The following is a 25,529-nucleotide window of genomic DNA, read 5'->3' on the forward strand; positions in this document are numbered from 1 at the left end:
AGATGAACGGTAAATACTACTACGGTACCGGCCGTCGCAAGAGCTCGGTTGCACGCGTGTTCATGCAAAAGGGCAACGGTCAGATCCTGGTCAACGGCAAGCCTGTTGACGAATACTTCGCCCGCGAAACCGGTCGCATGGTGATTCGTCAGCCGCTGGCGCTGACCGAGAACCTCGAATCCTTCGACATTAAGGTCAATGTCGTCGGCGGCGGCGAAACCGGCCAAGCCGGCGCCATCCGTCACGGCATCACCCGCGCGTTGATCGATTACGATGCTGCCCTGAAGGCTGCGCTGTCCAATGCCGGCTTCGTGACGCGCGATGCCCGCGAAGTAGAACGTAAGAAGGTCGGTCTGCGTAAAGCTCGCCGCGCCAAGCAGTTCTCCAAGCGTTAATCGCTTCGGCAGTCTGTCTTACCAAAAGCCGCCCTCGGGCGGCTTTTTATTTTATTTGGAATTGCGGATTTCATGTTGCACTGCGTGATGGTTGAATCGGATAATGTCGTTTTTGCGACGTTATTTTCTGTTTGGGTGACGGCATGATCAAAGTGGGCGTGGTTGGCGGGACGGGATATACCGGAGTGGAATTGCTGCGTTTGCTGGCTGGGCATCCGGCCGCGCGCGTCGTCGGCGTGACTTCGCGCAAGGAAGCCGGCATGCGCGTCGACCAACTGTTCCACAACCTGCGCGGCTACGTCGATCTGTCTTTTTCGTCACCGGACGAGGCGGGCTTGACCGAGTGTGATGTGGTATTTTTCGCCACGCCCAATGGCGTGGCGATGCACGAGGCGCGCGGGTTGCTGGATGCCGGCGTACGGGTCATCGATCTGGCCGCCGACTTTCGCTTGCGCGACGTGGCCGAGTGGGAAAAGTGGTACGGCATGACGCATGCCAGCCCCGATTTAGTGGCCGAGGCCGTGTATGGTCTGCCGGAGATGAACCGTGCGGCGATTGCCGGCGCGCGCCTGGTGGCGAACCCGGGATGTTATCCGACCGCGGTGCAACTGGGTTTCCTGCCGCTGATCGAGGCCGGACTTGTCGATGCCGGCGCGTTGATCGCCGATTGCAAGTCCGGGGTGTCGGGTGCGGGGCGCAAAGGGGAGATTGGCGGGCTGCTGGCCGAGGTTGGCGATTCGTTCAAGGCGTATGGCGTTGGCGGTCACCGCCATTTGCCGGAAATCCGCCAAGGGTTGTCGCGGATGCGGAACGCGGCGACCGGGTTGACCTTCGTGCCGCATTTGACGCCCATGATCCGTGGCATTCATGCCACGTTGTACGCGCGTCTGACGGCGGAGGTGGATTTGCAGACGCTGTTTGAGGCGCGTTACCACGACGAAGCCTTCGTCGACGTCATGCCGGCGGGCAGTACGCCGGAAACCCGGTCGGTGCGGGGCGCGAATCTGTGCCGCGTGGCGGTGCACCGCCCGCAAGGCGGGGATACGGTGGTGGTGCTGTCGGTGATCGATAATCTGGTCAAGGGGGCGGCCGGCCAGGCGGTGCAGAACATGAATCTGATGTTCGGCCTGGCGGAGTCGACAGGGCTCACCGGCGTGCCGTTGTTGCCCTAGTACTACAGCAGCAGAGCGCTCGAAAGAGCAGGGCCTGGCGCCATAAGTGTCTGTGGCGCACTGCCTGCGGCGAGTGCGCCCTACGCGAGCGCGCATCCGGGGGCGTAGGGCGCAATCGCCGCGCAATGCGCGGCATTGCGCCAACGCCTGCACGAGGCGAGACCAGGAGCTACCGCTGTAGTATTAGAGGTTGGTGACGGATGAACCCGAGGCTTGATTTTCTCGCCATGCGTTACCATATCCTACTAAACTAGTAGGAAAGCCGTTTTTCGGCTCCACGCTTTAGAGGCCTATCATGACTGAAACGACTGAAATGCTGTCCCCGATCCTGTTTACCGACAGTGCCTGCAGCAAGGTGCGCGAGCTGATCGCCGAAGAAGGCAATCCGGAACTCAAGTTGCGCGTGTTCGTCACCGGCGGCGGCTGCTCCGGTTTCCAATACGGGTTCACCTTCGATGAGCTGGTGAACGAGGACGACACCCAGATCGCGCGTGAGGGCGTGACCTTCTTGGTCGACCCGATGAGCTATCAATATTTGGTCGGCGCGGAAATCGACTACCAGGAAAGCCTGGAAGGCTCGCAATTCGTCATCAAGAATCCGAACGCCACCACGACCTGCGGCTGCGGATCTTCGTTCTCGGTGTAAGTTTTTTTGCGATAAGATAAAAGCCTGGGGTTTTCCCAGGCTTTTTATTTGGATGGACATGGACAAGCTGCCGCCACTGACTTTGCCCAAGGTTGAATTCAACCGCGAATTTCAGTTTACCGATGCCGATTTCGAGCGGATCCGCAAATTGATCTACAAAGAAGCCGGTATTTCTTTGAATGCCACCAAGAAGGACATGGTGTACGGGCGGCTAGTGCGACGTATCCGCGAGTTGAAGCTGCCGGGGTTCGCCCAGTATGTCGATTTGCTGGAGTCCGTGCAGGGCCGGCGGGAGTTCGAGCAATTCGTTAATGCGCTGACGACCAATCTGACTTTTTTCTTTCGCGAGGAGCATCATTTCCCGCTGTTGGCCGAACATTTGAAGAAGCGCGCCGCTGCCGGCGCGACGGAAATCAATATTTGGTGCGCGGCGTCTTCCACCGGCGAGGAGCCTTACTCGCTCGCCATGACGGCGATGGAGACGCTACACGGCACGGGGCCGAAAGTGGCCATCGTGGCGACCGACCTGGATACCCTGGTGCTGGAGACCGGCCGCAAGGGGATTTATCCGGCCGACAAGGTGGCGCGGCTGCCCGCCGGACACGCCAGCAAATACTTCGACAAGCTGGCTGATGGCTCCTATCAGGCCAAGGCGCAGTTGCGCAATATGATCACGTTTTCCCGCTTGAATTTGATCGAAGCGCAATGGTCGGTGCATAAGCAATTTGACGCGATCTTTTGCCGCAATGTGATGATCTATTTCGATCGCGACACGCAATTCACCATTCTCAAGCGCTTCGCTCCGCTGCTGCGGCCAGATGGTTTGTTGTTCGTCGGCCATTCCGAGAATTTTTATTTCGCGGCGGAGTATTTCCGCCTGCGCGGCAAGACGGTGTACGAACATGCGCCCAAGGGCGGCAATCAGCCCAAGGCCGGTGAATTGGCGAAAGGGCGCGGATGAAGGTCGCCGTGCTTGGGGCGGGGGTGGTTGGTGTCAGTACGGCCTGGTTTTTGGCCTGTGACGGCCATGAAGTCGAGGTGATCGACCGCGCCAGCGGGCCGGCGCGCGAGACCAGTTTCGCCAATGGCGGACAAATTTCCGTCAGCCAGTCCGAGCCGTGGGCGCATCCGGGCGCGCCGCTGCAAATTTTGCGCTGGCTTGGCAAGGAAGACTCGCCGCTCTTGTTCCGCTTGCGCTTGGACCCGGCGCAATGGCGCTGGATCGCGGGATTCCTGCGAGAGTGCCTGCCTGGGCGTTTCGAGCGCAATATGCGTCAGATGCTCGCGATCGGCAAATATAGCCGCGATACCTTCGCCGAACTGCGCCAGACGCTCGGCTTGCGCTACGACAACCTGGAGCGGGGCATTGTGACGCTGATCGCGACGCAAAAGGGGCTCGACGAAGCCGCGGACACCTGCCGCGTGATGGCGGGCTATGGCGTGGCCAAGCGCGTGGTTTCGCGCGAAGAGTTGTTGGCCATCGAACCGGCGCTGGCGCCGATCGCGCCACGTCTCGCCGGCGCGACCTTTTGTCCCGATGACGAGTCGGGCGACGTGCATCAGTTCACCGCGCGGCTGGCCGAGCATGCCGCGGCGCGCGGCGTGCGTTTCCGGTTCAATACGCGCGTCAATGCGCTGGAGGCGGTCGGGGGGAGCATCAGCGGCGTGTCGGTTACCGACGCCGACGGACACTACCAAACCGTCCGCGCCGATGCCTATGTGCTGGCATTGGGCAGCTTTTCGCCGCTCGTGGCGGCCACCGCGGGTTTGGCGTTGCCGGTGTACCCCACCAAGGGCTATTCCGCCACGGTGCCGGTGCGCGATACGCGGCTCGCGCCGCAAGTCAGCGTGACCGATGAGGATTACAAAATTGTGCTGACCCGTCTGGGCGACACGCTGCGCATTGCCGGCACCGCCGAATTGGCCGGTTATTCATCGCATTTGAACGCGGCGCGCTGTCAGGCGCTGATTCGGCGCGCACGGACGCTGTTGGCCGACGCGAGCGCCGACTGGGACGCTGCGCGCTTCTGGAGCGGCCTGCGCCCGAGCACGCCGGGCAACGTGCCGCTCATCGGCCGCACGCGCTTCCCCAACCTGTATCTGAACACCGGGCATGGCACGTTGGGTTTCACCGAAGGACCCGGCTCCGGCCGCGCGCTGGCGGCATTGATCGCCGGGCACGCGCTGCCGTTCGATTTCGGGTTCTGCGCGTAGCGCCCCCTTTGGACCCTTGGGGCCCTCGGGGCCTCAGCGCGGACGGTGGCCGCGTTCGATCATGACGCCGACCCGCTTGACCCCGGGCAGTATGCCCAGTTTGCTGACCGATACCTTGACCCATGGCGAGCCGAAATCATCGCGGATGACTTTGGCGATATATTCGGCCAACGCTTCGATCAGGAGAAAGTGGCGTTCGGCCAGTGCGGCACGCAGACGCTCGACCACCACGCCATAATGGATGGTGTCGCGAATGTCGTCGCTATGGCAGGGTGCCTCGCTGGGAATGCCGATCTCCATGTCGATTTCGATGGTTTGCGGCGTGGTTTTTTCCCACTCATAGATGCCGATAATGGTTTCGGCGCGCATTTCGCGCAAAAAAATGATGTCCATCCGATTGCGGCTGTTGGGGAATGCCGCCTGATACCGTAGAATCTGAGACTTTGCATTTTAGTGGATATAACATGTCTACGACAGTCCATGCTCTGATGTCCCGGCAGGATCTCGCCTTCACCGTCGCCGCCTACCTGTTGGGCTCGCTGTCTTTCGCCGTCATCGTCAGCAAACTGATGAGCATCGAGGACCCGCGCAGCTACGGATCGAAGAACCCTGGCGCCACCAATGTGCTGCGTAGCGGCAACAAGGCCGCCGCCGCGCTGACGCTCTTGGGCGATGGCGTCAAGGGGTTGGTCGCCGTGCTGGTGGTCAAGGCGCTCGGCGCGCAATTCGGTGTGGACGATGCCGGGGTCGCTTGGGTGGCGTTGGCGGTGGTGGTGGGCCATATGTGGCCGCTATTCTTCAACTTCAAAGGGGGCAAGGGTGTGGCCACCGCCATGGGCGCGATGTTCGGGCTCCATCCGCTGTTGGGACTCGCCGTGGTGCTGACTTGGCTTCTGGTGGCTTTCATTTGGCGCTATTCGTCGCTGGCCGCCATGCTGTCGCTCGGCCTGTCGCCCCTGTTCGCCGCCTTTTTGCTGCCGCGCGGCACGCCGCAGCTCGGCATCACCTTGGTCATCGGCTTGCTGGTGTTCTACCGTCACCGCGATAACCTGATCAAGCTGCTGACACGCCAGGAAAAGAAGATCGGCGAAAAGCCGAGACCCTCGGCGGACCCGCATCAGTAAGTATTGCCTCGCAAAAAAATGGCCCGCGTATCACGCGGGCCATTTTTTTGCGAGGGGCGGCTAGCCGTCCGACAGCACGCGGATATGCGCGGTGACGCTGCGGCCAAGCGCCGAAAGGTCATAGCCGCCTTCCAGTACCGACACGATGCGTCCCTGGCAGTACAAATCGGCGATCTGCACCATGTGGCGCGTGACCCATTCGTAGTCGGCCTCCACCAGTCCCAACGAGCCCATATCGTCCTCGCGATGCGCGTCGAAACCCGCCGAGATGAAGATCATCTCCGGCTGAAAGGCATGCAATTGCGGTAGCCAGACGTTTTCCACCGCCTCGCGGAATTCGGCGCCGCCACTGCCTGCGCGCAGCGGCACGTTGTGCATGTTCTCGCCGAGCGGGTGGTCGCCGCAGTAGGGATAGAACGGATGTTGGAAGATCGACACCATCATGACGCGGGGGTCGTCATGGAAGATCTCTTCCGTGCCGTTACCGTGGTGAACGTCGAAGTCGATCACGGCAACGCGGCTGAGCTTGTAGTGCGAGAGCGCGTGCGCCACACCGACGGCGATGTTGTTGAAAAAGCAGAAGCCCATCGATTTGGCGCTTTCCGCGTGATGACCGGGCGGGCGAATGGCGCAGAAAGCGTTGGGCACCTTGTCCTCGCACACGAGTTCGACGGCCTTGACCACGGCGCCGGCGGCCCGCCTGGCCGCCAGGAGCGTGCCGGGCGACATGGCGGTGTCCGGGTCGACGCGAAACGTGCCGACCGTGGGCACGCTGGCTTCAATGTATTCGACGTAACGCGGGGGATGCACGCGGGCCAGCTGTTGCTCGGTGACTTCCGGCGCTTCCACTTCCTGCAAGGAATCGAAGATCTGGGATGCCATCAGTTGATCGCGGATGGCGGTTAGACGCTCCGGGCATTCGGGATGTCCGGCCCCCATATTGTGCTGCAAACAATCCGAATGCGTGACGTAGGCCGTGAGGCCGGTACGGTGCCAGTGGGTTTTCAGCCAGGTGAACACGCCTTCTCCTCGGGGCGTTGCTGAGTTTTTATGTGTGCTGCCTATCCTCAGCGAAGCCAGCTATTTTCGTTATGTTATGCATAATGCTTGAAGTTTTTATCCAAATCAACTTGTTGAGATAAATGGTATTTTCGCCACGCCACGGGTTTCTAAAAGGCGCGTACGCCACGAACTTCCTTTTCTGAATATAGTCCCATTCGCTTTAAAAATGCTGCGGTCAGTATGCGAATTCCCCTGTTTTCATGGCTTTGTCGTGTGGTGCGGCACCGGCCCAAGGCGATGTTGGCGCTCATCGGTATCGGTTCGTGCGTGGGCGCGTTGCTGTTTTACTGGGTGACAAACGGCAAGGACACGCCGGTGTTGACCGTGACGGTGGCGCGAGGCGATCTGGAGCAGGCGGTGTTGGCCAGCGGCGTGCTCAAACCCATCCGGCAGGTGGACGTCGGCGCGCAGGCCAGCGGTCAGTTGCAGCGCTTGCATGTGCAGTTGGGGCAGCGTGTAGCCAAAGGGCAACTCTTGGCCGAGATAGATCCTTCCTTGGCGCAAGGGAAGTTGCAAATGGCGCAAGCCGATCTCGATGCCAGCTTGGCCGAGCGGCGCGGCAAGCTGGCGACGCTCGCAAGCGCCGATCAGGAAGTTTCGCGCCAGGCGCGTTTGCTTGCCGCGGACGCAACCTCGGAAAAGGGGTGGCTGGATGCGCATCATAAGCGGGATGAATTGCGCGCGTCGTTAGCCATGCTGGATGCGCAAATCGTCAAGCAGCGCTACCAGATCGGCCAGGCGCGCGTCGAATTGGGCTATACCCGCATCGTCGCGCCGATGGCCGGCGAAGTCCTGACGCGGGATACCAAGGAGGGCCAGACGGTCATCGCCGTACAGGAGGTGCCCAAGATTCTGTCGCTGGGCGATTTGTCGCGCATGGAGGTCCAGGCCCAGGTGTCCGAAGCCGACGTGTTGCGCGTCCAACCTGGGCAGCGTGCCTATTTCAGTCTGCTGGGCGCGCCGGATGCGCGCTATTTCGGCACCGTCAGTTCGATTCGGCCCACGCCGGAGAAAATCAACAATGCGATGTTCTATACCGTGCTGTTCGACGTCGATAATCCCGAGCGTTTGCTGCGTGTCGATATGACCGTGCAGGTCGGCGTGATCCAGGCGGAGGTGAAAAATGGTCTGTTGCTGCCCATGTCGGCCCTGGGCGAGCAGACCGCCGATGGCCGTCATCGCGTCAAGGTGCTGCCCGGGGAGGGTGAGCCGGTGGAACGATTGGTACGCATCGGCCTCAAGGGGCGAACCCAAGCGCAAGTGCTCGATGGCCTCAAGGAGGGTGAGCGGGTGGTGTCCACCGAGGTGAGAGAGGACGAGGGCGGCGTTCAGTTCTCGGTCGGGGGGTAGCCATGAGAGAGGCTTTGTTGGCGCTGGATACCGTCAGCCGACGCTTCCTATCGGGCGCGGGGGCGGTCGATGTGCTGCAAGCGGTGACGCTGCGCATCCACGCCGGAGAAATGGTGGCGATTGTCGGCGCTTCAGGATCCGGCAAATCGACGTTGATGAATCTTCTCGGCTGTCTGGATCGGCCCACGTCCGGGCAATATCGCGTCGATGGCGTCGACGTGTCGACCCTGTCGCCGGATGCGCTGGCACGCCTGCGGCGGGAGCATTTCGGTTTCGTATTCCAGCGCTACCATCTGTTGCCCCATCTCGACGCGGTGGACAACGTGGCGATGCCCGCGGTATACGCCGGCGTCGCGCGCGAGGCGCGCCGTGTGCGGGCGCGCGCGCTGTTGGTGCGCCTGGGGTTGCGCGCGCAGCTGACGCAGCGGCCCAGCCAGCTGTCGGGCGGACAGCAGCAGCGGGTCAGCATCGCGCGTGCATTGATGAACGGCGGCGCGGTAATTCTGGCGGACGAGCCGACCGGCGCGCTCGACCATCATAGCGGGCAGGAGGTGATGACCATCCTGCATGAGCTGAATCAGGCCGGCCATACGGTGATCATCGTTACGCACGATCGTCAATTGGCGGCCCAGGCGGGGCGTGTGGTCGAATTGCGGGACGGCAAGGTCGTCAGCGATGGCGCGGCGCCGAGCGTCATACCGCAAGCCGTGGCCGTCGACACGATTGCCGCAGTCGACAGCGGGGCGGGGCAGGATTCGCTACGCTGGGGACAAGTGGTGGATGCGTTCAAAATGGCGTTGTTCGCGCTGGGTGCCAATCGTTTGCGCAGCGCGCTGACCATGCTTGGCATCGTTATCGGTATTGCGTCGGTCGTCTCCATTGTCGCGCTGGGCAACGGCGCGCGCGAAGCGATGCTCAAGGAAATCCGCACCATCGGCACCAATGCCATCTTTGTGTATCGTGGCCGCGACTGGGGCGACGACAAGGCCGACAGCATCAGAACGTTGTTGCCGGCGGATCTGGCGGCGCTATCCGCCGAACCCTACGTCGACAGCGTGACACCCGAGACGTCCAGCACGGTCCGCCTGCGGTGGGGTAATACCGATGTCGATGCCTGGGCGATGGGCGGCGGGGAGGATGTCTTCCGGGTCATGAACCGCACGTTGGTGCTCGGGCGCGGGTTCAACGCCGATGATTTGCGCCGACAGTCGCAAGTGGTGGTCATCGATCACAACGCGTGGCGCAAGCTATTCGGTCTGCGCGCGGATGTGCTGGGACAGGTGGTGCTGATCGGTTCCATGCCGGCGGAGGTGATCGGCGTCGTGGGTAAAAGCAGCGATCGCTGGAGCAGCAAGCAGATTCAGGTGTGGCTGCCCTACAGCACCGTCGCGAGTAGGGTGTTCGGGCGCCTGTACTTCGACAGCCTGACGGTGCGCATACGCGATGGGGTCTCCATGGATCTGGCCGAGCGGCAGGTCGCTCGCCTTCTGACGCAGCTTCATGGCGAGAAGGACTTTTTTACGCAAAATATGGATGCGGTATTTAAATCGATCAACAACGTCACCCGCATGCTGTCGTTGTTCTTGGTGCTGGTGGCGACCATTTCTCTGATCGTCGGCGGTGTTGGCGTAATGAACATCATGCTGGTTTCAGTTTCCGAGCGCACACGTGAGATCGGTATCCGGATGGCGGTGGGCGCGCGCCAGCGCGATGTCATGCTGCAGTTCTTGATCGAGGCGATATTGGTGTGTCTGGCCGGCGGTGCTGTCGGTATTTTGCTGGCGCTTGGCATCGGCGGTGTGGTTTCTTTGATGACGGAGAGTTTCGAGATGCTGTTCTCCGCAGGGGCGGTGTTGTTGGCGGTGGGGTGCGCCGCCGGCATCGGGGTGACGTTCGGTTTTTGGCCCGCGCGCAACGCAGCCCGGCTCGATCCCGTGGTCGCGCTGGCGCGGGAGTGAGCATGCAACGGTTGAAACGCGCGCTCCTCTTGCCGGTCATGTTGCTGTCCGCTTGCGCGGTTGCACCCTATACGCGCCCGATCACCGAGTGCCCGGACGGCGTGACGCTGCAGGCCGACGGCTGGTGGCGCCAGTTTGGCGATCCCGCGCTCGAAGCGGTAGTGACGGAGTCGTTGCGCTGTAATGTTGACCTTGCCAAGCAGGCCATCGCCGTGGAACGCGCCCGATTGACGCTTGAGCAGGGCGATCTCGTGCCGGCTGGCGTTGTTAGCGATTCGGTGGAGAAACCGCTTGGCGGCGGCGGCGCCATCCGGCTGGGCAAGGCTGCTCTCTCCATTGCCTATGAGGTGGACTTGTGGGGACGGGTTCGATTTGGGCGCTTGGCCGACTATTGGTGGACACAGGCCAGTGAATTTGAGCGGCAGGCTGCGGCGTTGTCGCTGTCCGCCGCTGCCGCCGGCGGTTATTGGCAAGTCGCGGCACTGACGCAGCAACGGATGCTGGCGCGCGATAACGTGCTCACCTTGCAGCAGTTGCTGCAGCGGGTTGATGCCGCGGTACAAAGCGGGGATATGGCGCCAAACGCGTTATGGCAATTGCAGCGGCGGATGCTGGCGGAACAGCAGCATGTGAGTGAGCTGGCGCGACAGCAGGATAGGGCGCGACGAGATCTGGCTCAGTTGCTTGACCGTCCCTCGCTGCCGGATGCCGATACCGTGCCAATGCCTGCCGGCGCCTTGCCGGACATTCAAGCCGACTTGCCTGCCGCATTATTGGCCCGGCGTCCGGATGTGGCCGCCAGCGAGGCGCGCCTGAAACAGCTTTGGGCCAAAGTGGGGCAGGCGCAAACGGAATTTATGCCCAAATTGACGCTGACGGGAGCGCTGGGAGGGGCGAGTGTCGATTTGGCGCGGGTGCTGAGCCAACCTGCCGCCACGCTGGCCGGCTCTCTGACGTTGCCCTTTGTCGATTGGCGGACGTTGGACCTCAAGCGTCAACAAGCGATGCTGGCGTATCGGGAGGCGGAGCAGGATTATCGGCGAAGCGTCCACCAGGCCTTGCGCGAGGTCGATGAGGTATTGAGGCTGCGGCAAAAATTGCTGGCAGAGTATGCCGGTTTGCAACAGCAATGGACGTTGGCGGGTAAAAGCGAGCGTGAGGCGGAGGCGCGCTATCGTGCTGGTGCGACAGGGCGGCAAGATTGGTACGAGGCGCAACTGACGCGGCGCCGATTGGAAATGCAACTGTCGGCTAACCGCCTGTCGCAATTGCAGAATTTGGCGGTGGCGTATAAAGCCTTTGGCGGTGCGCCGGTCGCGCGCTGAAAAGGGGGGCGTCGACATCGGCGCTCGCCCCCCTCTCAGCCGTTAGAGCAAAAAGTCCTTCGAAATGCCCTTGCGGCGTAGGATGCGTCGCAACTGTTCCAGACCTTCAATTTGGATCTGCCGGACGCGTTCCCGCGTGAGGTTCAGCGCGGCGGCCAGCTCTTCCAGCGTGCAGATTTCGTGGCTATTCAGCCCATAGCGCCGTTCGATCACCATGCGCTGTTTTTCATTGAGCTGCGCCATCCATTCCTGCACGAACCGTTCGAGCTGGTTGTTGTGCAACTGCATTTCCGGCTCGTCGTGCTGTTCGTCGGGGATCGATTCGCCGATGGACAGCATGGGGTCGATATCGAGCGGTGCATCGAGCGAGGCCATGCGCTCGTTCAAGTTCATCACCCGGCGGACCTCGCTGACCGGACGGTCGACCAGATGAGCGATTTCCTCCAAGGTCGGTTCGCGGCCGACTTGGCTTTCCAAGTGGCGCGCGGCGCGCAGATAAACGTTGAGCTCTTTGATGACGTGCACCGGCAGGCGGATGGTGCGCGATTGATTCATGATGGCGCGCTCGATGCTTTGGCGGATCCACCAGGTGGCATAGGTGGAGAAGCGGAATCCGCGTTCAGGATCGAACTTCTCCAGCGCGTGCATCAGGCCGATATTGCCTTCCTCGATGAGATCGAGCAGGGCCAGGCCTCGGTTGATATAGTGCTTGGCGATGTTCACAACCAGGCGTAGGTTGTGCTCGACCATTTTTTGCCGGGCTTCGAACTCGCCTTGTACCACGCGGCGAGCCAGCTCCAGCTCTTCCTTGGGTGTCAGAAGGGCATTATTGCCGATATCGTTCAGATAGATCTGTGTGACATCGGCCGTTTCGTCATGGGCAAGTGGTGCGTCAGTGCTTTCTTCGCTTTCGGTTGGTTCGGCGACAGTCTCTTCGGCACCCGCATCATCTACGGTTTCCTCATCTTCGAGGATATCGAGTTCATTGTTCATGCTTCCCCCGCCTAATTGTCGCCCCGGCTGGGAACGCTCCCGTTCAGGGCTTGCTGTTCAGGAACTGCATTGGATCCACAGGCTTGCCGAATTTACGGATCTCGAAATGCAGCTTGACTTGATCCGCATCCGTATTTCCCATTTCGGCAATCTTCTGCCCTTTCTTTACGGATTGCCCCTCTTTGACCAGTAGTTGGCTATTGTGGGCGTATGCCGACAGAAATGTCTTGTTATGTTTGATGATAATGAGTTTGCCGTAACCTCTCAGCCCACTACCGCTGTATACGACTTTACCATCGGCTGCGGCCAGGACGGGTTGTCCCATGCGGCCACCGATATCCACCCCCTTGTTGGTGTCGGAAAAACCGCGCAGCACCTTGCCATTGACCGGCCAAGTCCAGACCACGCTGTCCTCGCCGGCCGATGCCGGCGCTGAACTGCTTTCTTTGGCCACCGTAGCGGCTGGGGCCGATGCGACTACCGGTGCGCTGGTGGCCGGCTTGACGGCTTTGTCCACCAGGTGACCGCTGCCTTCGCTTTCTGCCCCTATGGCATGTGCCGCGGAATCAGAATATGCCAACTTTAGGGCTTTTGGATAGATCTTCTGCGCAGTTTGCGCAGAAGGCCCGTTCGTTGCTGTGGCGACAGTGCCTACCGACGGCAATGTTGCTGCCTGATCGCCAGAGGGCGGCGTTAGCCGCAGGACCTGGCCGACCTTGATATTAAAGTCCGGCAGGTTGTTCCAAGCGGCAACCTGCTGATATTTCAAGCCATGCGCCAACGAAATCCGGAACAGGTTTTCGCCTGGCGCCACGACATGGGTCTTGCCGTCATTGCTGCTGACGGTGGCCGTCTTTACCGGCGACGGGCTGCCGCTAATGGGCGCATCGGCCTTGTAAGGCGCGGTTTGCGCGCTGCCGCTTTCCACCGGCGCGGCCGGTGTAGCGGCAGGGGCCGGGCGAACGGCACGCTGCTGTAGCGGCGTGCTGCCAGATTCGACCGGCGCAGGTTGCTGAACGAAACTGCTGCAGCCGCACAGCCCCAACACAGCCAACGCGCTGATCAGTCGGGTGCGGCAAGATGGCAAGATCATCATTCGAACTTTTTATATGCTAACTGAGATAAATTGTAAATTGTCCAACAATACCTTTGTGGTATTTATGCTGTTCGCTTGCGGGCGCTAATCCCGTCCGGGCAGGAGCGGGACGAACTTCACCGCGTCCAGTTTGGTTTTTTGCACGCCCTGACGGCCTTTCTCGATATGCCACAGGTGTTGTTCGGTATCGCCCAGCGGCATGATGAGACGGCCCCCCTCGGCGAGTTGTCCGAGCAAGGCTTCGGGCACGGCCTTGGCGGCGGCAGTCATGATGATGCCGTCAAAGGGCGCTGCCTCGGGCAGTCCGAAGTGGCCATCGCCATGAACTAGCCGAGCATGGACGAGTTTGGCCGCGCGTAAATTCTTTCTGGCTTTGTCCAGTAGCGCGCCGATACGTTCAATTGAATAGACTGTGGCACCCATCTTGAGTAACACGGCAGTCTGGTAGCCACAGCCCGTGCCAATTTCCAGTACTTTTCCGATCGGCCGGTCTGCGAACAATAATTCGGTCATGCGCGCCACGGTCAGTGGCTGGGAAATGGTTTGCCCCATGCCGATGGGCAGGGCGACGTCGTCGTAGGCGCGGGTAGCCAGGGCCTGATCGACGAAGAGGTGGCGCTGAACCTCGTACATCGCCGCCAGGACGCGTTCGTCGCGAATGCCGGCTTGCCGGAGCCGGTCGACCATGCGCATGCGCGTCCGATCGGACAACATGCCGTAGTCCTGGCGTGACGATGTCAGCTGCAGAGCCATGTCTTGATCCCATCCTGTTGGTCGTATGCCGTCAGATCGATCATCAACGGGGTGACCGATATGCGGTTGTTGGCGATGGCGTGAAAATCGGTGCCTTCGCCGGCGTCTTGCACGCTGCCGGGTGGGCCGACCCAGTATACGGTTTCTCCGCGCGGCGTGGCGGTCTTGATAACGGGTTCGGCCATATGTCGACGGCCAAGCCGGGTGACGCAGATGCCGTCGATGTTATCGACCGGAATATCCGGGACATTAACGTTGAGCAACACCGGCATGTTGAAGGGTTTTTGCAGACAGCGTTCCACCAACCGCTCCACCGCGTGGCAGGCGGTCGGCAGGTTGTCGGCGGTGCTTGCCGCCAGCGAGAAGGCCAGTGCGGGAATGCCGAGCAGAAAAGCTTCGGTCGCGGCGGCCACCGTGCCGGAATAGAGCGTGTCATCGCCCATGTTCGGGCCATGATTGATTCCCGAGATGACCATGTCGGGCCGGAAATCCAACAATCCTGTGACCGCCAAATGCACGCAGTCTGTCGGTGTGCCGTTGACGAAGAAAAAGCCGTTGGGCGCTTTGCGCACCGACAGCGGACGGTCGAGCGTCAGCGAATTGCTGGCGCCGGAGCGGTTGCGTTCCGGCGCGACGACGACGACATCGCCGAAGCGTCCCAGGGTGGCCGCCAGCGCGCTGATACCTGGGGCGAGATAGCCGTCGTCGTTGCTGATCAGAAACTTCATGCCGTTTTCCCTAGATTTATCCGTCAATTGTATCGCTCGGGGGGGCTGTAAGAAAACTGTCGGACGTTGTCGAGCGAAGAAAAAACCCGCCAAGGGCGGGTTCGTGGGTCAGGCCAGGTAACGCTGGCTAAACGCCAGCATGCGCTCAATCGGCACCCTCGCCGCCGCCATTTGTTCCTCCGTCAGATAATCGATTTCCAGGCCGATACCGTCTTGGGCGCGCTGGACGGCCTCCACGGTGTTGAGCTTCATATACGGGCAGGAGTTGCACTGACAGCCGGCGTAGATCGGTGCTTGACGCAGGTCCAGATCCGGTCGCGCCTGACGCATGTTGTAGAGGATGCCGTCTTCGGTGGCGACGAAAATCACGTCCTTGGCCTCGCCTTGATAGCCTTTGACCCAGTTGAGCATGCCTGAGGTCGAGCCGACGTACTCGGCGCGCTGCAATACCGGCAGGGGGCTTTCCGGATGGGCGATCAGATGGGCTGCATCGACGGCGCCGATCGCCTCGTTCAGGGCGGTTTCATTGAACTTGTCGTGGACTTCGCATACCGCTGACCACAACGGCATATCGTAGCCGTATTGGAAGTTCAAATAGGCCCCCATGTTGCGATCCGGCGAAAAAATGACCTTTTTGCCCTGACGGTAGAGGTCGGCGATGACGTCGTCCACGTTGCGGCTGGTGACGATCCAGTCCGACAGTGCCTTATGCGCCGCACTGGAGTTGATATACGCCACATGCACATGATCCGGGTAGCTGTGGCGCCATTTTGCCAATGCCGTCACATCCGTCTGGGTGACGAGCGAACAGGTGGAGCCCGCATCGGGGAGCACCACCCGCGCTTTGGGATTGAGAATCTTGGCGGTTTCGGCCATGAAGCGGACGCCGGCGAACACGATGATGTCGGCCTGAGCCTCTTGGGCGTAAAGCGAGAGCTCCAGACTGTCTCCGACTTTGTCGGCCATCTGCTGAACTTCGGGCTGGGTGTAGTAGTGGGCAAGGGTGACGACGCGTTTCGTCATGATACTTTCATCTCTTCCTGACAACTTGGGCAGGCATCGGCCAATAGCGTAGGTTATCAAGGATGTCCCTGAAATGCCACTTTGCGGTTAAGTTGTCCGACGGCACGCAATGGGATCAGCAACAGATGATATTCTTATGGAATGATCCTGCCACGGGGTATCGGCAGGCCCGGCAACGGTTTGAATGTGATCTTGGAACGACCGCCGATGAAACCGCACTATCTGACCTCCCTGTTTTCTCCGCGCAACGTGGCCGTGGTCGGCGCGAGCGATACGCCAGGCTCGATCGGCCAGGCCGTGTTCGCCAACCTGCTGGCTGGTAATTTTCAGGGCAAGTTGTTTCCGGTCAATCTGAATCATAAGGTGGTGGGGGGCGTTCAGGCCCAGCAATCGGTGCGTCAGATCGAGGCGCCTTTGGATTTGGCGGTGGTGACCACGGCGCTACGCACCTTGCCTGCCATTCTGCGTGATTGCGGCAAGAAAGGGGTCAAGGCGGTGCTGTTGGCGAAGGAGTTTGCCGACACCGAGCAGATGGAGCGCGAAATTCTGCACGAGGCGGTCAGTATTGCCCGTCATTACGGCATCCGCGTGCTGGGTCCGAACGTGCTGGGCCTGATGCGGCCGGTGGCTGGGTTCAATGCCAGCAATTACACGAGCAAGGTGCGTCCGGGCAATCTGGCGCTGGTGTCGCAGTCGAGCGCGCTGTGCACCGCGATGCTTGACTGGGCCGACAGCAAGGGTATCGGTTTTTCCAGCGTGGTGTCGGTCGGCGACGCGGTGGACGTCGATTTTGGCGAAATTCTCGATTATTTGGTCGCCGATAACTTTACCCAAAGTATTTTGTTGCACGTGCACCACATTCATGACGCTCGCCGTTTTATGAGCGCGCTGCGGGCGGCTGCCCGTACCAAGCCGGTAGTGGTGATCAAATCCGGCCGTTATGAGAACGATGTCAGCGGGTTGACGCATTCCAGCAACCTCGTCGGCAGCGCCGACGTGTTCGAGGCGGCGCTATCCCGCGCCGGCGTGCTGCGGGTCGATACCATCGCCCAGCTGTTTACCGCCGCCAAGGTGCTGGCGGCCAATTTTCGAGTGCAGGGAAACCGCCTGGCGATCGTCACCAACGGTATCGGTCCTGGCGTCCTGGCCGCCGACAGCGTGGCGACCTATGGCGTGGAGCTGGCGCAGTTGACGGCCCCGACGCTGTCCCTGCTCAATCAGGTGCTGCCGCGCAATTGGTCCGGGGGGAATCCGCTCGACATTATCGGCGACGCGAGCCCCATGCGTTTTCGCACCGCGGTGAAGGCGTGTCTGGACGATGCCGCTGTCGATGGCGTGCTGGTGATTTTTACGCCGCAGGCCGGTACGGATCAATTAACCACGGCGCAACTGATGATCGGCCTGCAGCGCGAGTCGACCAAGCCGATTTTCCTGTCCTGGCTCGGCGAGGCCAAGGTGGCGGAAAGCCGCGAGCTGTTCAGCAAGGCGAAATGCGCGCACTTTCGTGCGCCGGAGTACGCCATCGAGGTTTTCCGCAACCTGGCCAACTATCACCAAAACCAGAAGCTGCTGCTACAGACGCCGGGGCCGTTGGAAGGCAAGCGCGAGGCGCCGGATGTGACCACCGCGCGCGCGGTGATCAATCTGGCACTGTCTGACGGCCGCAGCGTGCTGTCCGAGTTCGAGTCGAAGCAAGTGCTGGCGGCGTTTCACATTCCGGTCAATCAGGTGCTGCTGGCGCGCACCGAGGACGAGGCCGTCGGCTGTGCCGCCGAGATCGGCTATCCCGTGGTGTTGAAGATTGATTCGCCCGACATTTTCTATAAATCCGATGTGGGTGGCGTGGAGTTGAACATCAACAACGAAGCGACGTTGCGCGCCGCCTTCGCGGGCATATTGGAACGCACGCACGCATTGCGGCCGGATGCGCGCATCGACGGCATTTCGGTGCAGCCGATGCGCCGGCGCCGCTTTGCGCGCGAAACCATGGTCGGCGTGATGCATGACGCGCAGTTCGGCCCGGTGATTACCTTCGGTGCGGGCGGCATTGCCGTGGAGGTGATGAACGACCGGGCGTTGGCGCTGCCGCCGCTCAACGACTACCTCGTTAACCGCATGATCGACAAAACGCGCATCGGCAGGCTGTTGGGCGCCTTCAAAAACATGCCGCCGGTGGATCGCGACCAGTTGGCGCAGGCGCTGTTGCGCCTATCCGAGCTGGTGTGCGAGCTGCCGCAAGTGCGCGAGCTCGACATCAACCCGTTGGTGGCCGACGACCTAGGGGTGATTGCGCTGGATGCGCGCATCGTGGTTTCCGCGGTGCGGGAGGATCGCAAGCGTTATAGCCATATGTCGATCATGCCGTACCCGACGCGCCAGATTCGCCATGCCGCGCTGCCTGACGGCACGCCGGTGACCATTCGCCCCGTTCGGCCGGAAGATGCCGACATGCAACAGGCATTCGTGCGCAATCTGTCGGAAGAGAGCCGCTACAACCGTTACATGTCGAGCATCAAGCAGCTGTCGCAAACGATGCTGGTGCGCTTTACGCAACTCGATTATGACCGCGAAATGGCGTTGGCCGTGGTGCGCGATGACGGCGCAGGCGGGGAGGAGCAACTGGCGGTGGCGCGCTTCATTACCGATCCGGACAACGAAGGTTGCGAATTCGCGCTGGAGGTGGCGGATCATTGGCAAGGCCATGGCATCGGCGCGATGTTGATGGACGCACTGTTTGCCGCCGCGCGGGAGCAGGGCCTGAAAATGATGCGCGGCGAGGTGTTGGCCAGCAATAAGGGAATGCTCAGACTGATGCGCAAGCTGGGTTTTGCCATCGAATCGCATCCGGAGGATCGCTCGCTGAACAATGTGACGCGGGCGCTGTAGAGGGGGGCGGCGGGGTTTTTTGGCCTTCGAAGCCGCCTTTTATTGGCCTTGACGGAATAAGCGCTTGCCAGATAAGGGAAAACTGACCTAGAATCATGGGCTTTTCTATAGATCCGTTTTCTTAAGGACAATCGACAATGGTAGTCATTCGTTTGGCTCGTGGCGGCTCCAAGAACCGTCCGTTCTACAATATCGTTGTGACCGATTCCCGTAATCGTCGCGACGGTCGCTTCATCGAGCGTCTGGGCTTCTACAACCCGGTTGCCAACGAGAAGGAAGAACGCGCGCGTTTCACCATGGACCGCGTTAACTACTGGATCGGCGTTGGCGCGCAAGTGTCCGATTGCGTGGCCCGTCTGTTGAAGGAACAGGCAGCCGCCTGATCGATCTCCTCGTCCCGAATACGGAAGCAGGGCGCATGCGCGACAACGAACTGGTCATCATGGGTTTTGTGCGCGGCGCCTTCGGCGTGCGTGGCGCCATCAAGGTGCATGCCGATACCGAATTCGTCGACAGCCTGTTCGACTACCCGGTGTGGTGGTTGGGCAGGGAAGGCGACTGGAAGCCGTATCAGTTCGTCCAAGGGCAAGTTCAGCCCAAGGCGTTGGTCGCGCAGTTGGAAGGCGTGTCGGACCGCGACGTGGCGGAAGCCATGCGCGGCATGCAGATCGCCGTGCCGCGCGCGGAGCTTCCGGATACCGAGGAAGATGAGTTTTACTGGAGCGACCTGATCGGGCTCTCGGTGGAGAACCTGCAGGGTGAGGCGTTCGGCAGTGTGGCGGAATTGATGGAAACCGGCGCCAATGACGTGCTGGTGGTGGACGACGGCCCGACACGCCGTCTGATTCCATTTGTGGATGCGGTGATCACGCATGTCGATCTCGATGCCAAGCGCATCGTGGTCGATTGGGGCGCCGACTACTGATGCTGATCGACGCCATCACGCTGTTTCCTGAAATGTTCGACGCGGTTTGCGCCAGCGGCATCACCAGCCGCGCGCTGCAGCAGCGCATCTGGGCGTTCCAGGCGTGGAATCCGAGGGATTTCACCGAAGACAACTACCGCCGTGTGGACGATCGTCCTTACGGCGGCGGTCCGGGTATGGTGATGTTGCCCGAGCCGTTGGAAAAAACGATCGAAGCCGCGCGTGCGCGGCAAAAGGCGCTTGGGGTCGACGGTCATGTCGTCTACCTGTCGCCGCAGGGGCGTCGGCTGGACCATGAAAAAGTGGTCGAATTGGCCGCGCGACCCGGGGTGATTTTGCTGTGCGGGCGCTATGAAGGGATTGACGAGCGGTTGATCTCGCGTCAGGTCGATGAGGAATTGTCGATCGGCGATTATGTGCTCTCCGGCGGAGAGCTGCCGGCGATGGTGCTGATCGATTCGCTGGTGCGCTTGTTGCCAGGGGCGCTCAACGACGCGCAGTCGGCGGATGAGGATTCCTTCGCCACCGGCCTGTTGGATTGCCCGCACTATACCCGGCCGGAAGAATACCAGGGCATGCGCGTACCGGACGTTTTATTGTCCGGCAATCATGCTCTGATTGCCGCTTGGCGGCTTAAGCAGGCGCTTGGCAGAACGTGGCTTCGCCGCCCCGATCTGCTGGCGGCCCGCAAATTATCAAAACAGGAGTCTCGGCTGCTGGCTGAGTATCAGCAGGAACAAGCCTCCGCAAAAACTCAGGAGTTGTAACATGGATCTGATCCAAATTCTGGAGCAAGAAGAAATCGCCCGCCAGGGCAAGACCATCCCGGCCTTTGCGCCCGGCGACACCGTCGTCGTGCAAGTGAAGGTAAAGGAAGGCAACCGTGAACGTCTGCAGGCTTACGAAGGCGTTGTGATCGCCAAGAAGAACCGTGGCCTGAACAGCTCGTTCATCGTGCGCAAGATCTCCGCCGGCGAAGGCGTTGAGCGTACCTTCCAAACCTACTCGCCGCTGGTTGCTTCCATCGAAGTGAAGCGCCGTGGTGACGTGCGTCGCGCCAAGCTGTACTTCCTGCGTGGTCGTACCGGCAAGTCCGCACGTATCAAGGAAAAGCTGTCGTTCAAGAAAGAAGCGTAACCACTCGCTTTTTCGCTATGATGAAGCGCAAGGCTCTGCCTTGCGCTTTTTTTCTGCCCGAGGGGAGAGGTGTCATGCACCAGCCTGTCGTCATTTCCGCGCCGTTTGGCTGTCTGGGTATCGAAACGTCGGGTGCGGCGCTGGAATCGATTCATTTCCTGCCCGCCGGCACGCCGTTGTCGCCGCCCAAGCCGGGGAGCCTGGCTGCGGAAGCGGCGCACCAGCTGGACGCGTGGCTGATCGATCCCCGCTTCGAGTTTACGTTGCCCTTGCACATCAAGGGCAGCGATTTTCAGCGCCGGGTTTGGCTACGTATCGCCGGCATTCCCATGGGGCAGACACTGACTTATGGCGATATGGCCCGAGAACTCGGGTCGGTCGCGCGCGCCGTCGGCGGCGCTTGCGGGCGCAACCCTTTGCCGATCATCGTTCCCTGTCATCGCGTCGTGGCGGCGGCGGGGCTTGGCGGCTTCAACCGGTCGACCGGACGCCAAACGCTCAGCATCAAGGAGTGGCTACTCGCGCATGAACGACGTCGCTGATGTCATCGACCCCTTTCTTGATCACCTCTGGCTGAACGACGGTCTGTCACGCAACACGCTGGCGGCGTATCGACGCGACCTGAACAAACTGGCCGACCGGTTGCATCAAGTCGGCGGCTCGTTGGCCGCGGCCGACGGCAGCATGCTGGAGTCGGCGCTACTGTTGTGCGCGGATCGCGAAAAGCCGGCCACGAGGGCGCGGTTGCTGAGCGCCGCCAAGCGCTTCTACCAGTATCAGTTGCAATGCGGTCTGCGGCAGGACGACCCGGTTGCTAGAATGGCCACTCCCAAGCTCGGATTGCGGTTGCCGAAGACCTTGTCCGAAGCGCACGTCGAAGCATTGTTGGCGGCGCCGGATATTGGCACCTTGCAAGGATTGCGCGACCGTTGCCTGTTTGAGGTGTTGTACGCCACGGGTTTACGCGTATCCGAGCTCGTCGGGCTGACGCTGCAGCAGATCGATCTGACGAGTGGGGTGCTCAAGACGGTGGGGAAGGGCAACAAAGAGCGCCTGGTGCCGTTGGGCGAGATCGCCGTCGATTGGCTGCAGCGTTACTTGAGCCAGGTGCGGCCGCATCTGTTGACTGGCGTGCAGAGCGACGCGGTGTTTATTACGCGTCTCAAGGGGCCGATGACGCGGCAGATGGCCTGGTATCTGATCACCCGCTATGCCGCGCGGCAGGGCTTGCCCAAGCTCAGCCCGCACACGTTGCGCCACGCGTTCGCCACCCATTTGGTGAATCATGGCGCCGATCTTCGCGTGGTGCAGCTGCTGCTGGGGCATGCCGACATCTCCACGACGCAGATCTATACGCACGTTGCGCGCGAGCGCTTGCAGCAACTCCACGCCCAGCATCATCCCCGCGGCTGAAAAAAAACCGGGCGGCATCATCGCCGACCGGTTCTGTGGGAAACGCCGCTGGTCAGAGCGCTTCTTCAGCCAGTTTTTCTTCCTTGAATTGCAACTCCACTTTGCCTTCCGCGTTGACCGTCACCGTCACCTCGCCGCCGTCCGCCAACCGCCCGAACAGCAACTCGTCGGCCAGCGCCTTGCGGATGGTGTCCTGAATGAGGCGCGCCATCGGGCGGGCGCCCATTTGCGGGTCGAAGCCATTTTTGGCCAAATGGCTGCGCAGCTCGTCGGTGAAGTGAATGTCGACGTGCTTGTCGGCGAGTTGATGCTCGAGCTGCATCAAGAACTTGTCCACCACCTGCAGGATGATCTGTTCGTCCAACGTCGAGAACGAGATGATGGCGTCCAGACGATTGCGGAATTCGGGGCTGAACAGGCGTTTGATATCGGCCATTTCGTCGCCGATCGCGCGCTCGTTGGTGAAGCCCATGCTCGGCTTGGACAACGACTCGGCCCCCGCGTTGGTGGTCATGATCAGGATCACGTTGCGGAAATCCGCCTTGCGCCCGTTGTTATCGGTGAGCGTGCCATGATCCATGACCTGCAGCAGCACGTTGTAGATATCGGGGTGCGCTTTCTCGATTTCGTCGAGCAGCAGAACCGAATACGGGTGCTTGGTGATGCCCTCGGTCAACTGACCTCCCTGTTCGAAGCCGACATATCCAGGCGGCGCGCCGATCAAGCGGGACACGGCATGGCGTTCCATGTATTCGGACATGTCGAAACGCACGAGCTCGACGCCTAGTGCGTACGCGAGCTGCCGCGCCACCTCGGTTTTGCCTACCCCGGTCGGGCCGGAGAACAGGAACGAGCCGATCGGCTTTTGCGGATTGCCAAGACCCGAGCGCGACATTTTGATGGCCGTGGCCAACGCGTCGATGGCCTTGTCCTGGCCGAACACCACGTTCTTCAGATCGCGATCGAGGTTGCGTAGCACGTTCTTATCGCTGCTGGAGACGGTTTTGGCCGGAATGCGCGCAATCTTGGCGACAATTTCCTCGATCTCAGACTTGTTGATGACTTTTTTCTGGCGCGATTTCGGCAAAATCTTTTGTGCCGCGCCCGCTTCGTCGATGACGTCGATCGCCTTGTCCGGCAAGTGGCGGTCATTGATGTAGCGCGCCGATAGCTCGGCGGCGGTCGCCAGCGCGCCGACCGTGTAGCGAACGCCGTGGTGCGATTCGAAGCGCGACTTCAACCCCTTGAGGATTTCCACGGTCTGTTCCACGGTCGGCTCGACAATGTCGATCTTTTGGAAGCGACGGGACAGGGCATTGTCCTTTTCGAAGATGCCGCGGAATTCGTTGTACGTCGTGGCGCCGATGCAGCGCAGGTTGCCATTGGACAACGCCGGCTTGAGCAGGTTGGAGGCATCCAGCGTGCCGCCCGAGGCCGCGCCCGCGCCGATCAGCGTATGGATCTCGTCGATGAACAGAATGGCGTGCGGGTCGTCGGTCAATTGCTTGATCACCGCCTTCAGACGTTGTTCGAAGTCGCCGCGATACTTGGTGCCGGCCAACAGCGCGCCCATGTCGAGCGCATAGACCGTCGCGCCCTCCAGCACTTCAGGCACTTCCTTGTTGACGATGCGGCGCGCAAGTCCCTCGGCAATGGCGGTTTTGCCGACGCCCGCCTCTCCCACCAGCAGCGGGTTGTTCTTGCGGCGGCGGCACAACGTTTGCACCGTGCGCTCCAACTCCTGTTCGCGCCCGATCAGGGGGTCGATTTTACCGTCACGCGCCAGGGTGTTGAGGTTGAGCGTGTAGTTCTCCAGCGCGCCGCCACTCGGCGCGCTTTGCTCTTCGCCATCCGCCTCGGAGCCCTCGCGCGATTCCGACGGCTGCTGCGGCGAGCGCTGCTTGGTGATGCCGTGCGAAATGTAATTCACGACGTCCAGGCGCGAAATGCCCTGCTGATGCAGGTAGTAGACGGCATGGGAGTCCTTCTCGCCGAAAATGGCGACGAGGATGTTGGCGCCGGTGACCTCTTTTTTGCCCGAGGACTGCACATGCAGAATGGCGCGCTGGATCACGCGTTGGAAGCCCAGTGTCGGCTGGGTTTCCACCTCGGTCTCTCCCGGTACGGTCGGGGTGTGTTCGTCGATGAAATCAGTCAGCTGTTTCTTCAGTTGGTCGAGATTGGCTCCGCACGCCCGCAGCACGTCGGCGGCGGAGGGATTGTCAATCATGGCCAGCAGCAGGTGTTCTACGCTGATGAATTCATGCCGTTTGCGTCTGGCATCCATAAATGCCATATGCAGGCTCACTTCAAGCTCTTGGGCAATCATCAGTTTTCCTCCATCACGCATTGGAGCGGATGCTGATGCACTCGGGAAAAGTGCAACACCTGCTCAACCTTTGTTGCAGCCACATCTTTGGTATAAATGCCACACACGCCATGGCCTTGCGTATGCACCTGAAGCATGATTCTCGTTGCCTGCTCCCGGTCCTTGTGAAAGAACTGTTGCAGGATCTGCACCACAAAATCCATCGGTGTGTAATCGTCATTCAATAACAACACCTTATACATAGGTGGCGGGGTCGTGCGCACTGTTGATGCCTGGTTCTCGGCATCTTCCTTGTACTGCGTTGACATGTGGGCTTTCGGCAAAAACGCTGCTTACTACAATTTTGGTTCCAGTCGGAATTTTTTCAAGTGCATTCAAATCGATTACTTATGACTTGACGCTGTTGCAATGGTTGCGTAGAAATGCACACAGGTGCTTGGCTTAATTGGATTGCATGAGAATACGTTAAGCTTTTGTTGTTCGGCCTCACCAGCCTGTTTATGCAAGGACGTGAAATGGCAACTGGTATCGTCAAATGGTTCAACGACGCTAAGGGCTTCGGCTTCATCACCCCGGACGAAGGCGGTGAGGATCTGTTCGCTCACTTTTCGGCCATCAACATGCAAGGCTTCAAGTCCCTGAAGGAAGGGCAACGTGTGAGCTTTGACATCGTGAATGGTCCGAAGGGCAAGCAAGCGTCTAACATCCAGTCTGTTTAACCTCTTAGTACAGGTTTAGGGAGGGTCGAGCCAAATCGACCACTGGATTTCGATAAACCCGCCTATGGCGGGTTTTTTCTTTTTTCCGTCTCTTATTTTTCCTACGCGCAATACAGTTTTGCGACGTCCATTTCCTTTCCTGCGTCCACGGGGCAGTGTGTGACCATATCATGTCGATGGCATGGCGTGCTGGCGTCTTGTTTGATCGGCAAAGACCATTATTTGCCCATGGTCATCAACGGCCATTGTCTTTAAATCCATGTAAAACAAAGTGTTGCCGG

26 protein-coding genes are annotated in these 25,529 nt (G+C 60.5%); 17 read left to right on the forward strand and 9 right to left on the reverse strand.

The genetic code is table 11. From position 1 onward, the window contains the following. Nucleotides 1-2: 2 nt before the first annotated feature. The 5 genes from rpsI to JOZ06_RS17405 all read left to right on the forward strand — a co-directional run bounded on the left by rpsI (nt 3) and on the right by JOZ06_RS17405 (nt 4,427). Nucleotides 3-395 (forward strand): 30S ribosomal protein S9, encoded by a 393-nt coding sequence (rpsI, locus tag JOZ06_RS17385; protein ID WP_293234723.1) that lies wholly within the window; start codon nt 3-5, stop codon nt 393-395. Nucleotides 396-538: 143 nt separating this feature from the next. Next, nucleotides 539-1,567 carry an N-acetyl-gamma-glutamyl-phosphate reductase gene (gene argC, locus JOZ06_RS17390; RefSeq protein WP_293234725.1) on the forward strand — a complete coding sequence of 343 codons (1,029 nt, stop codon included), beginning with the start codon at nt 539-541 and terminating at the stop codon, nt 1,565-1,567. 295 nt (nt 1,568-1,862) lie between these two features. Then, nucleotides 1,863-2,213, forward strand: coding sequence for an iron-sulfur cluster insertion protein ErpA (erpA, locus tag JOZ06_RS17395; RefSeq protein WP_293234727.1), 351 nt, complete (start codon nt 1,863-1,865; stop codon nt 2,211-2,213). Between the two features lie 58 nt (nt 2,214-2,271). Further along, complete coding sequence (locus JOZ06_RS17400) at nt 2,272-3,174, forward strand: CheR family methyltransferase (protein ID WP_293234729.1); 903 nt, start codon at nt 2,272-2,274, stop codon at nt 3,172-3,174. Next, nucleotides 3,171-4,427, forward strand: a complete 1,257-nt coding sequence (locus JOZ06_RS17405) for a D-amino acid dehydrogenase (RefSeq protein ID WP_293234730.1) — start codon at nt 3,171-3,173, stop codon at nt 4,425-4,427. Before JOZ06_RS17400 ends, JOZ06_RS17405 begins: the two co-directional genes overlap by 4 nt. A 33-nt stretch (nt 4,428-4,460) precedes the next feature. Here JOZ06_RS17405 and JOZ06_RS17410 read toward each other — a convergent pair whose 3' ends face one another. Next, nucleotides 4,461-4,820, reverse strand: a complete 360-nt coding sequence (locus JOZ06_RS17410) for a dihydroneopterin aldolase (RefSeq protein ID WP_293234732.1) — start codon at nt 4,818-4,820, stop codon at nt 4,461-4,463. Between the two features lie 71 nt (nt 4,821-4,891). Here JOZ06_RS17410 and plsY point away from each other — a divergent pair, with 71 nt between their 5' ends. Further along, nucleotides 4,892-5,551 (forward strand): glycerol-3-phosphate 1-O-acyltransferase PlsY, encoded by a 660-nt coding sequence (gene plsY, locus JOZ06_RS17415; protein ID WP_293234734.1) that lies wholly within the window; start codon nt 4,892-4,894, stop codon nt 5,549-5,551. A gap of 60 nt (nt 5,552-5,611) precedes the next feature. On the opposite strand, the gene JOZ06_RS17420 is transcribed toward plsY, so the two are convergent. Further along, the gene (locus JOZ06_RS17420) at nt 5,612-6,571 is read right to left on the reverse strand and encodes a histone deacetylase family protein (RefSeq protein ID WP_293234736.1); all 960 of its coding nucleotides are present in this window, start codon (nt 6,569-6,571) and stop codon (nt 5,612-5,614) included. A 279-nt stretch (nt 6,572-6,850) separates the two neighbouring features. On the opposite strand from JOZ06_RS17420, the gene JOZ06_RS17425 reads away from it, so the two are divergent. Genes JOZ06_RS17425 through JOZ06_RS17435 form a run of 3 tightly spaced genes read left to right on the forward strand, consistent with a single transcriptional unit; the run spans nt 6,851 to nt 11,246 of the window. Continuing rightward, nucleotides 6,851-7,963, forward strand: coding sequence for an efflux RND transporter periplasmic adaptor subunit (locus JOZ06_RS17425; protein WP_293234738.1), 1,113 nt, complete (start codon nt 6,851-6,853; stop codon nt 7,961-7,963). A gap of 2 nt (nt 7,964-7,965) precedes the next feature. After that, nucleotides 7,966-9,921 carry a MacB family efflux pump subunit gene (locus JOZ06_RS17430; RefSeq protein ID WP_293234740.1) on the forward strand — a complete coding sequence of 652 codons (1,956 nt, stop codon included), beginning with the start codon at nt 7,966-7,968 and terminating at the stop codon, nt 9,919-9,921. Between the two features lie 2 nt (nt 9,922-9,923). After that, nucleotides 9,924-11,246 carry a TolC family protein gene (locus tag JOZ06_RS17435; RefSeq protein WP_293234742.1) on the forward strand — a complete coding sequence of 441 codons (1,323 nt, stop codon included), beginning with the start codon at nt 9,924-9,926 and terminating at the stop codon, nt 11,244-11,246. A gap of 42 nt (nt 11,247-11,288) precedes the next feature. Here the strand turns inward: JOZ06_RS17435 and rpoS are convergent, their stop codons facing one another. From rpoS to nadA, 5 genes are all read right to left on the reverse strand, one after another. Further along, on the reverse strand, nt 11,289-12,239 hold the full coding sequence (gene rpoS, locus JOZ06_RS17440; RefSeq protein ID WP_293234744.1) for an RNA polymerase sigma factor RpoS: 951 nt from the start codon (nt 12,237-12,239) through the stop codon (nt 11,289-11,291). A gap of 43 nt (nt 12,240-12,282) precedes the next feature. Then, on the reverse strand, nt 12,283-13,335 hold the full coding sequence (locus JOZ06_RS17445) for a peptidoglycan DD-metalloendopeptidase family protein (RefSeq protein ID WP_293234746.1): 1,053 nt from the start codon (nt 13,333-13,335) through the stop codon (nt 12,283-12,285). Between the two features lie 84 nt (nt 13,336-13,419). Next, the gene (locus JOZ06_RS17450) at nt 13,420-14,088 is read right to left on the reverse strand and encodes a protein-L-isoaspartate(D-aspartate) O-methyltransferase (RefSeq protein WP_293234748.1); all 669 of its coding nucleotides are present in this window, start codon (nt 14,086-14,088) and stop codon (nt 13,420-13,422) included. Continuing rightward, the gene (gene surE / locus JOZ06_RS17455) at nt 14,073-14,816 is read right to left on the reverse strand and encodes a 5'/3'-nucleotidase SurE (protein ID WP_293234750.1); all 744 of its coding nucleotides are present in this window, start codon (nt 14,814-14,816) and stop codon (nt 14,073-14,075) included. The genes JOZ06_RS17450 and surE overlap by 16 nt, the downstream gene beginning before the upstream one ends. 108 nt (nt 14,817-14,924) lie before the next feature. Next, nucleotides 14,925-15,839 (reverse strand): quinolinate synthase NadA, encoded by a 915-nt coding sequence (nadA, locus tag JOZ06_RS17460; RefSeq protein WP_293234752.1) that lies wholly within the window; start codon nt 15,837-15,839, stop codon nt 14,925-14,927. A 207-nt stretch (nt 15,840-16,046) separates the two neighbouring features. On the opposite strand from nadA, the gene JOZ06_RS17465 reads away from it, so the two are divergent. The 7 genes from JOZ06_RS17465 (at nt 16,047) to xerD (ending at nt 22,200) form a co-directional block, all read left to right on the forward strand. Continuing rightward, nucleotides 16,047-18,725 carry a bifunctional acetate--CoA ligase family protein/GNAT family N-acetyltransferase gene (locus JOZ06_RS17465; RefSeq protein ID WP_293234754.1) on the forward strand — a complete coding sequence of 893 codons (2,679 nt, stop codon included), beginning with the start codon at nt 16,047-16,049 and terminating at the stop codon, nt 18,723-18,725. Nucleotides 18,726-18,862: 137 nt separating this feature from the next. Further along, a complete protein-coding gene (gene rpsP / locus JOZ06_RS17470) occupies nt 18,863-19,108 on the forward strand; it encodes a 30S ribosomal protein S16 (RefSeq protein ID WP_293234756.1) in 246 nt (81 codons plus the stop codon). A 35-nt stretch (nt 19,109-19,143) separates the two neighbouring features. Next, on the forward strand, nt 19,144-19,650 hold the full coding sequence (gene rimM, locus JOZ06_RS17475) for a ribosome maturation factor RimM (RefSeq protein ID WP_293234758.1): 507 nt from the start codon (nt 19,144-19,146) through the stop codon (nt 19,648-19,650). Continuing rightward, on the forward strand, nt 19,650-20,417 hold the full coding sequence (gene trmD / locus JOZ06_RS17480) for a tRNA (guanosine(37)-N1)-methyltransferase TrmD (protein WP_293234760.1): 768 nt from the start codon (nt 19,650-19,652) through the stop codon (nt 20,415-20,417). The genes rimM and trmD overlap by 1 nt, the downstream gene beginning before the upstream one ends. Before the next feature lies 1 nt (nt 20,418). Next, nucleotides 20,419-20,787 (forward strand): 50S ribosomal protein L19, encoded by a 369-nt coding sequence (gene rplS, locus JOZ06_RS17485; protein WP_293234762.1) that lies wholly within the window; start codon nt 20,419-20,421, stop codon nt 20,785-20,787. Between the two features lie 74 nt (nt 20,788-20,861). Further along, on the forward strand, nt 20,862-21,329 hold the full coding sequence (locus tag JOZ06_RS17490; protein WP_293234764.1) for a methylated-DNA--[protein]-cysteine S-methyltransferase: 468 nt from the start codon (nt 20,862-20,864) through the stop codon (nt 21,327-21,329). After that, on the forward strand, nt 21,313-22,200 hold the full coding sequence (gene xerD / locus JOZ06_RS17495) for a site-specific tyrosine recombinase XerD (RefSeq protein WP_293234766.1): 888 nt from the start codon (nt 21,313-21,315) through the stop codon (nt 22,198-22,200). Before JOZ06_RS17490 ends, xerD begins: the two co-directional genes overlap by 17 nt. A 52-nt stretch (nt 22,201-22,252) precedes the next feature. On the opposite strand, the gene clpA is transcribed toward xerD, so the two are convergent. Both clpA and clpS read right to left on the reverse strand, forming a co-directional pair. Further along, nucleotides 22,253-24,529: an ATP-dependent Clp protease ATP-binding subunit ClpA gene (gene clpA, locus JOZ06_RS17500; protein ID WP_293234768.1), complete on the reverse strand. Its 2,277-nt coding sequence runs from the start codon at nt 24,527-24,529 to the stop codon at nt 22,253-22,255. Beyond that, nucleotides 24,529-24,837: an ATP-dependent Clp protease adapter ClpS gene (gene clpS / locus JOZ06_RS17505; protein WP_293234770.1), complete on the reverse strand. Its 309-nt coding sequence runs from the start codon at nt 24,835-24,837 to the stop codon at nt 24,529-24,531. Before clpS ends, clpA begins: the two co-directional genes overlap by 1 nt. Nucleotides 24,838-25,044: 207 nt before the next feature. Here clpS and JOZ06_RS17510 point away from each other — a divergent pair, with 207 nt between their 5' ends. Next, entirely contained in the window at nt 25,045-25,248 is a 204-nt protein-coding gene (locus JOZ06_RS17510; protein WP_293234772.1) for a cold-shock protein, read from the forward strand. Nucleotides 25,249-25,529: the final 281 nt, after the last annotated feature.

Origin of the sequence: Paludibacterium sp. (assembly GCF_019232825.1) — a bacterium.
GTDB lineage: Bacteria > Pseudomonadota > Gammaproteobacteria > Burkholderiales > Chromobacteriaceae > Paludibacterium.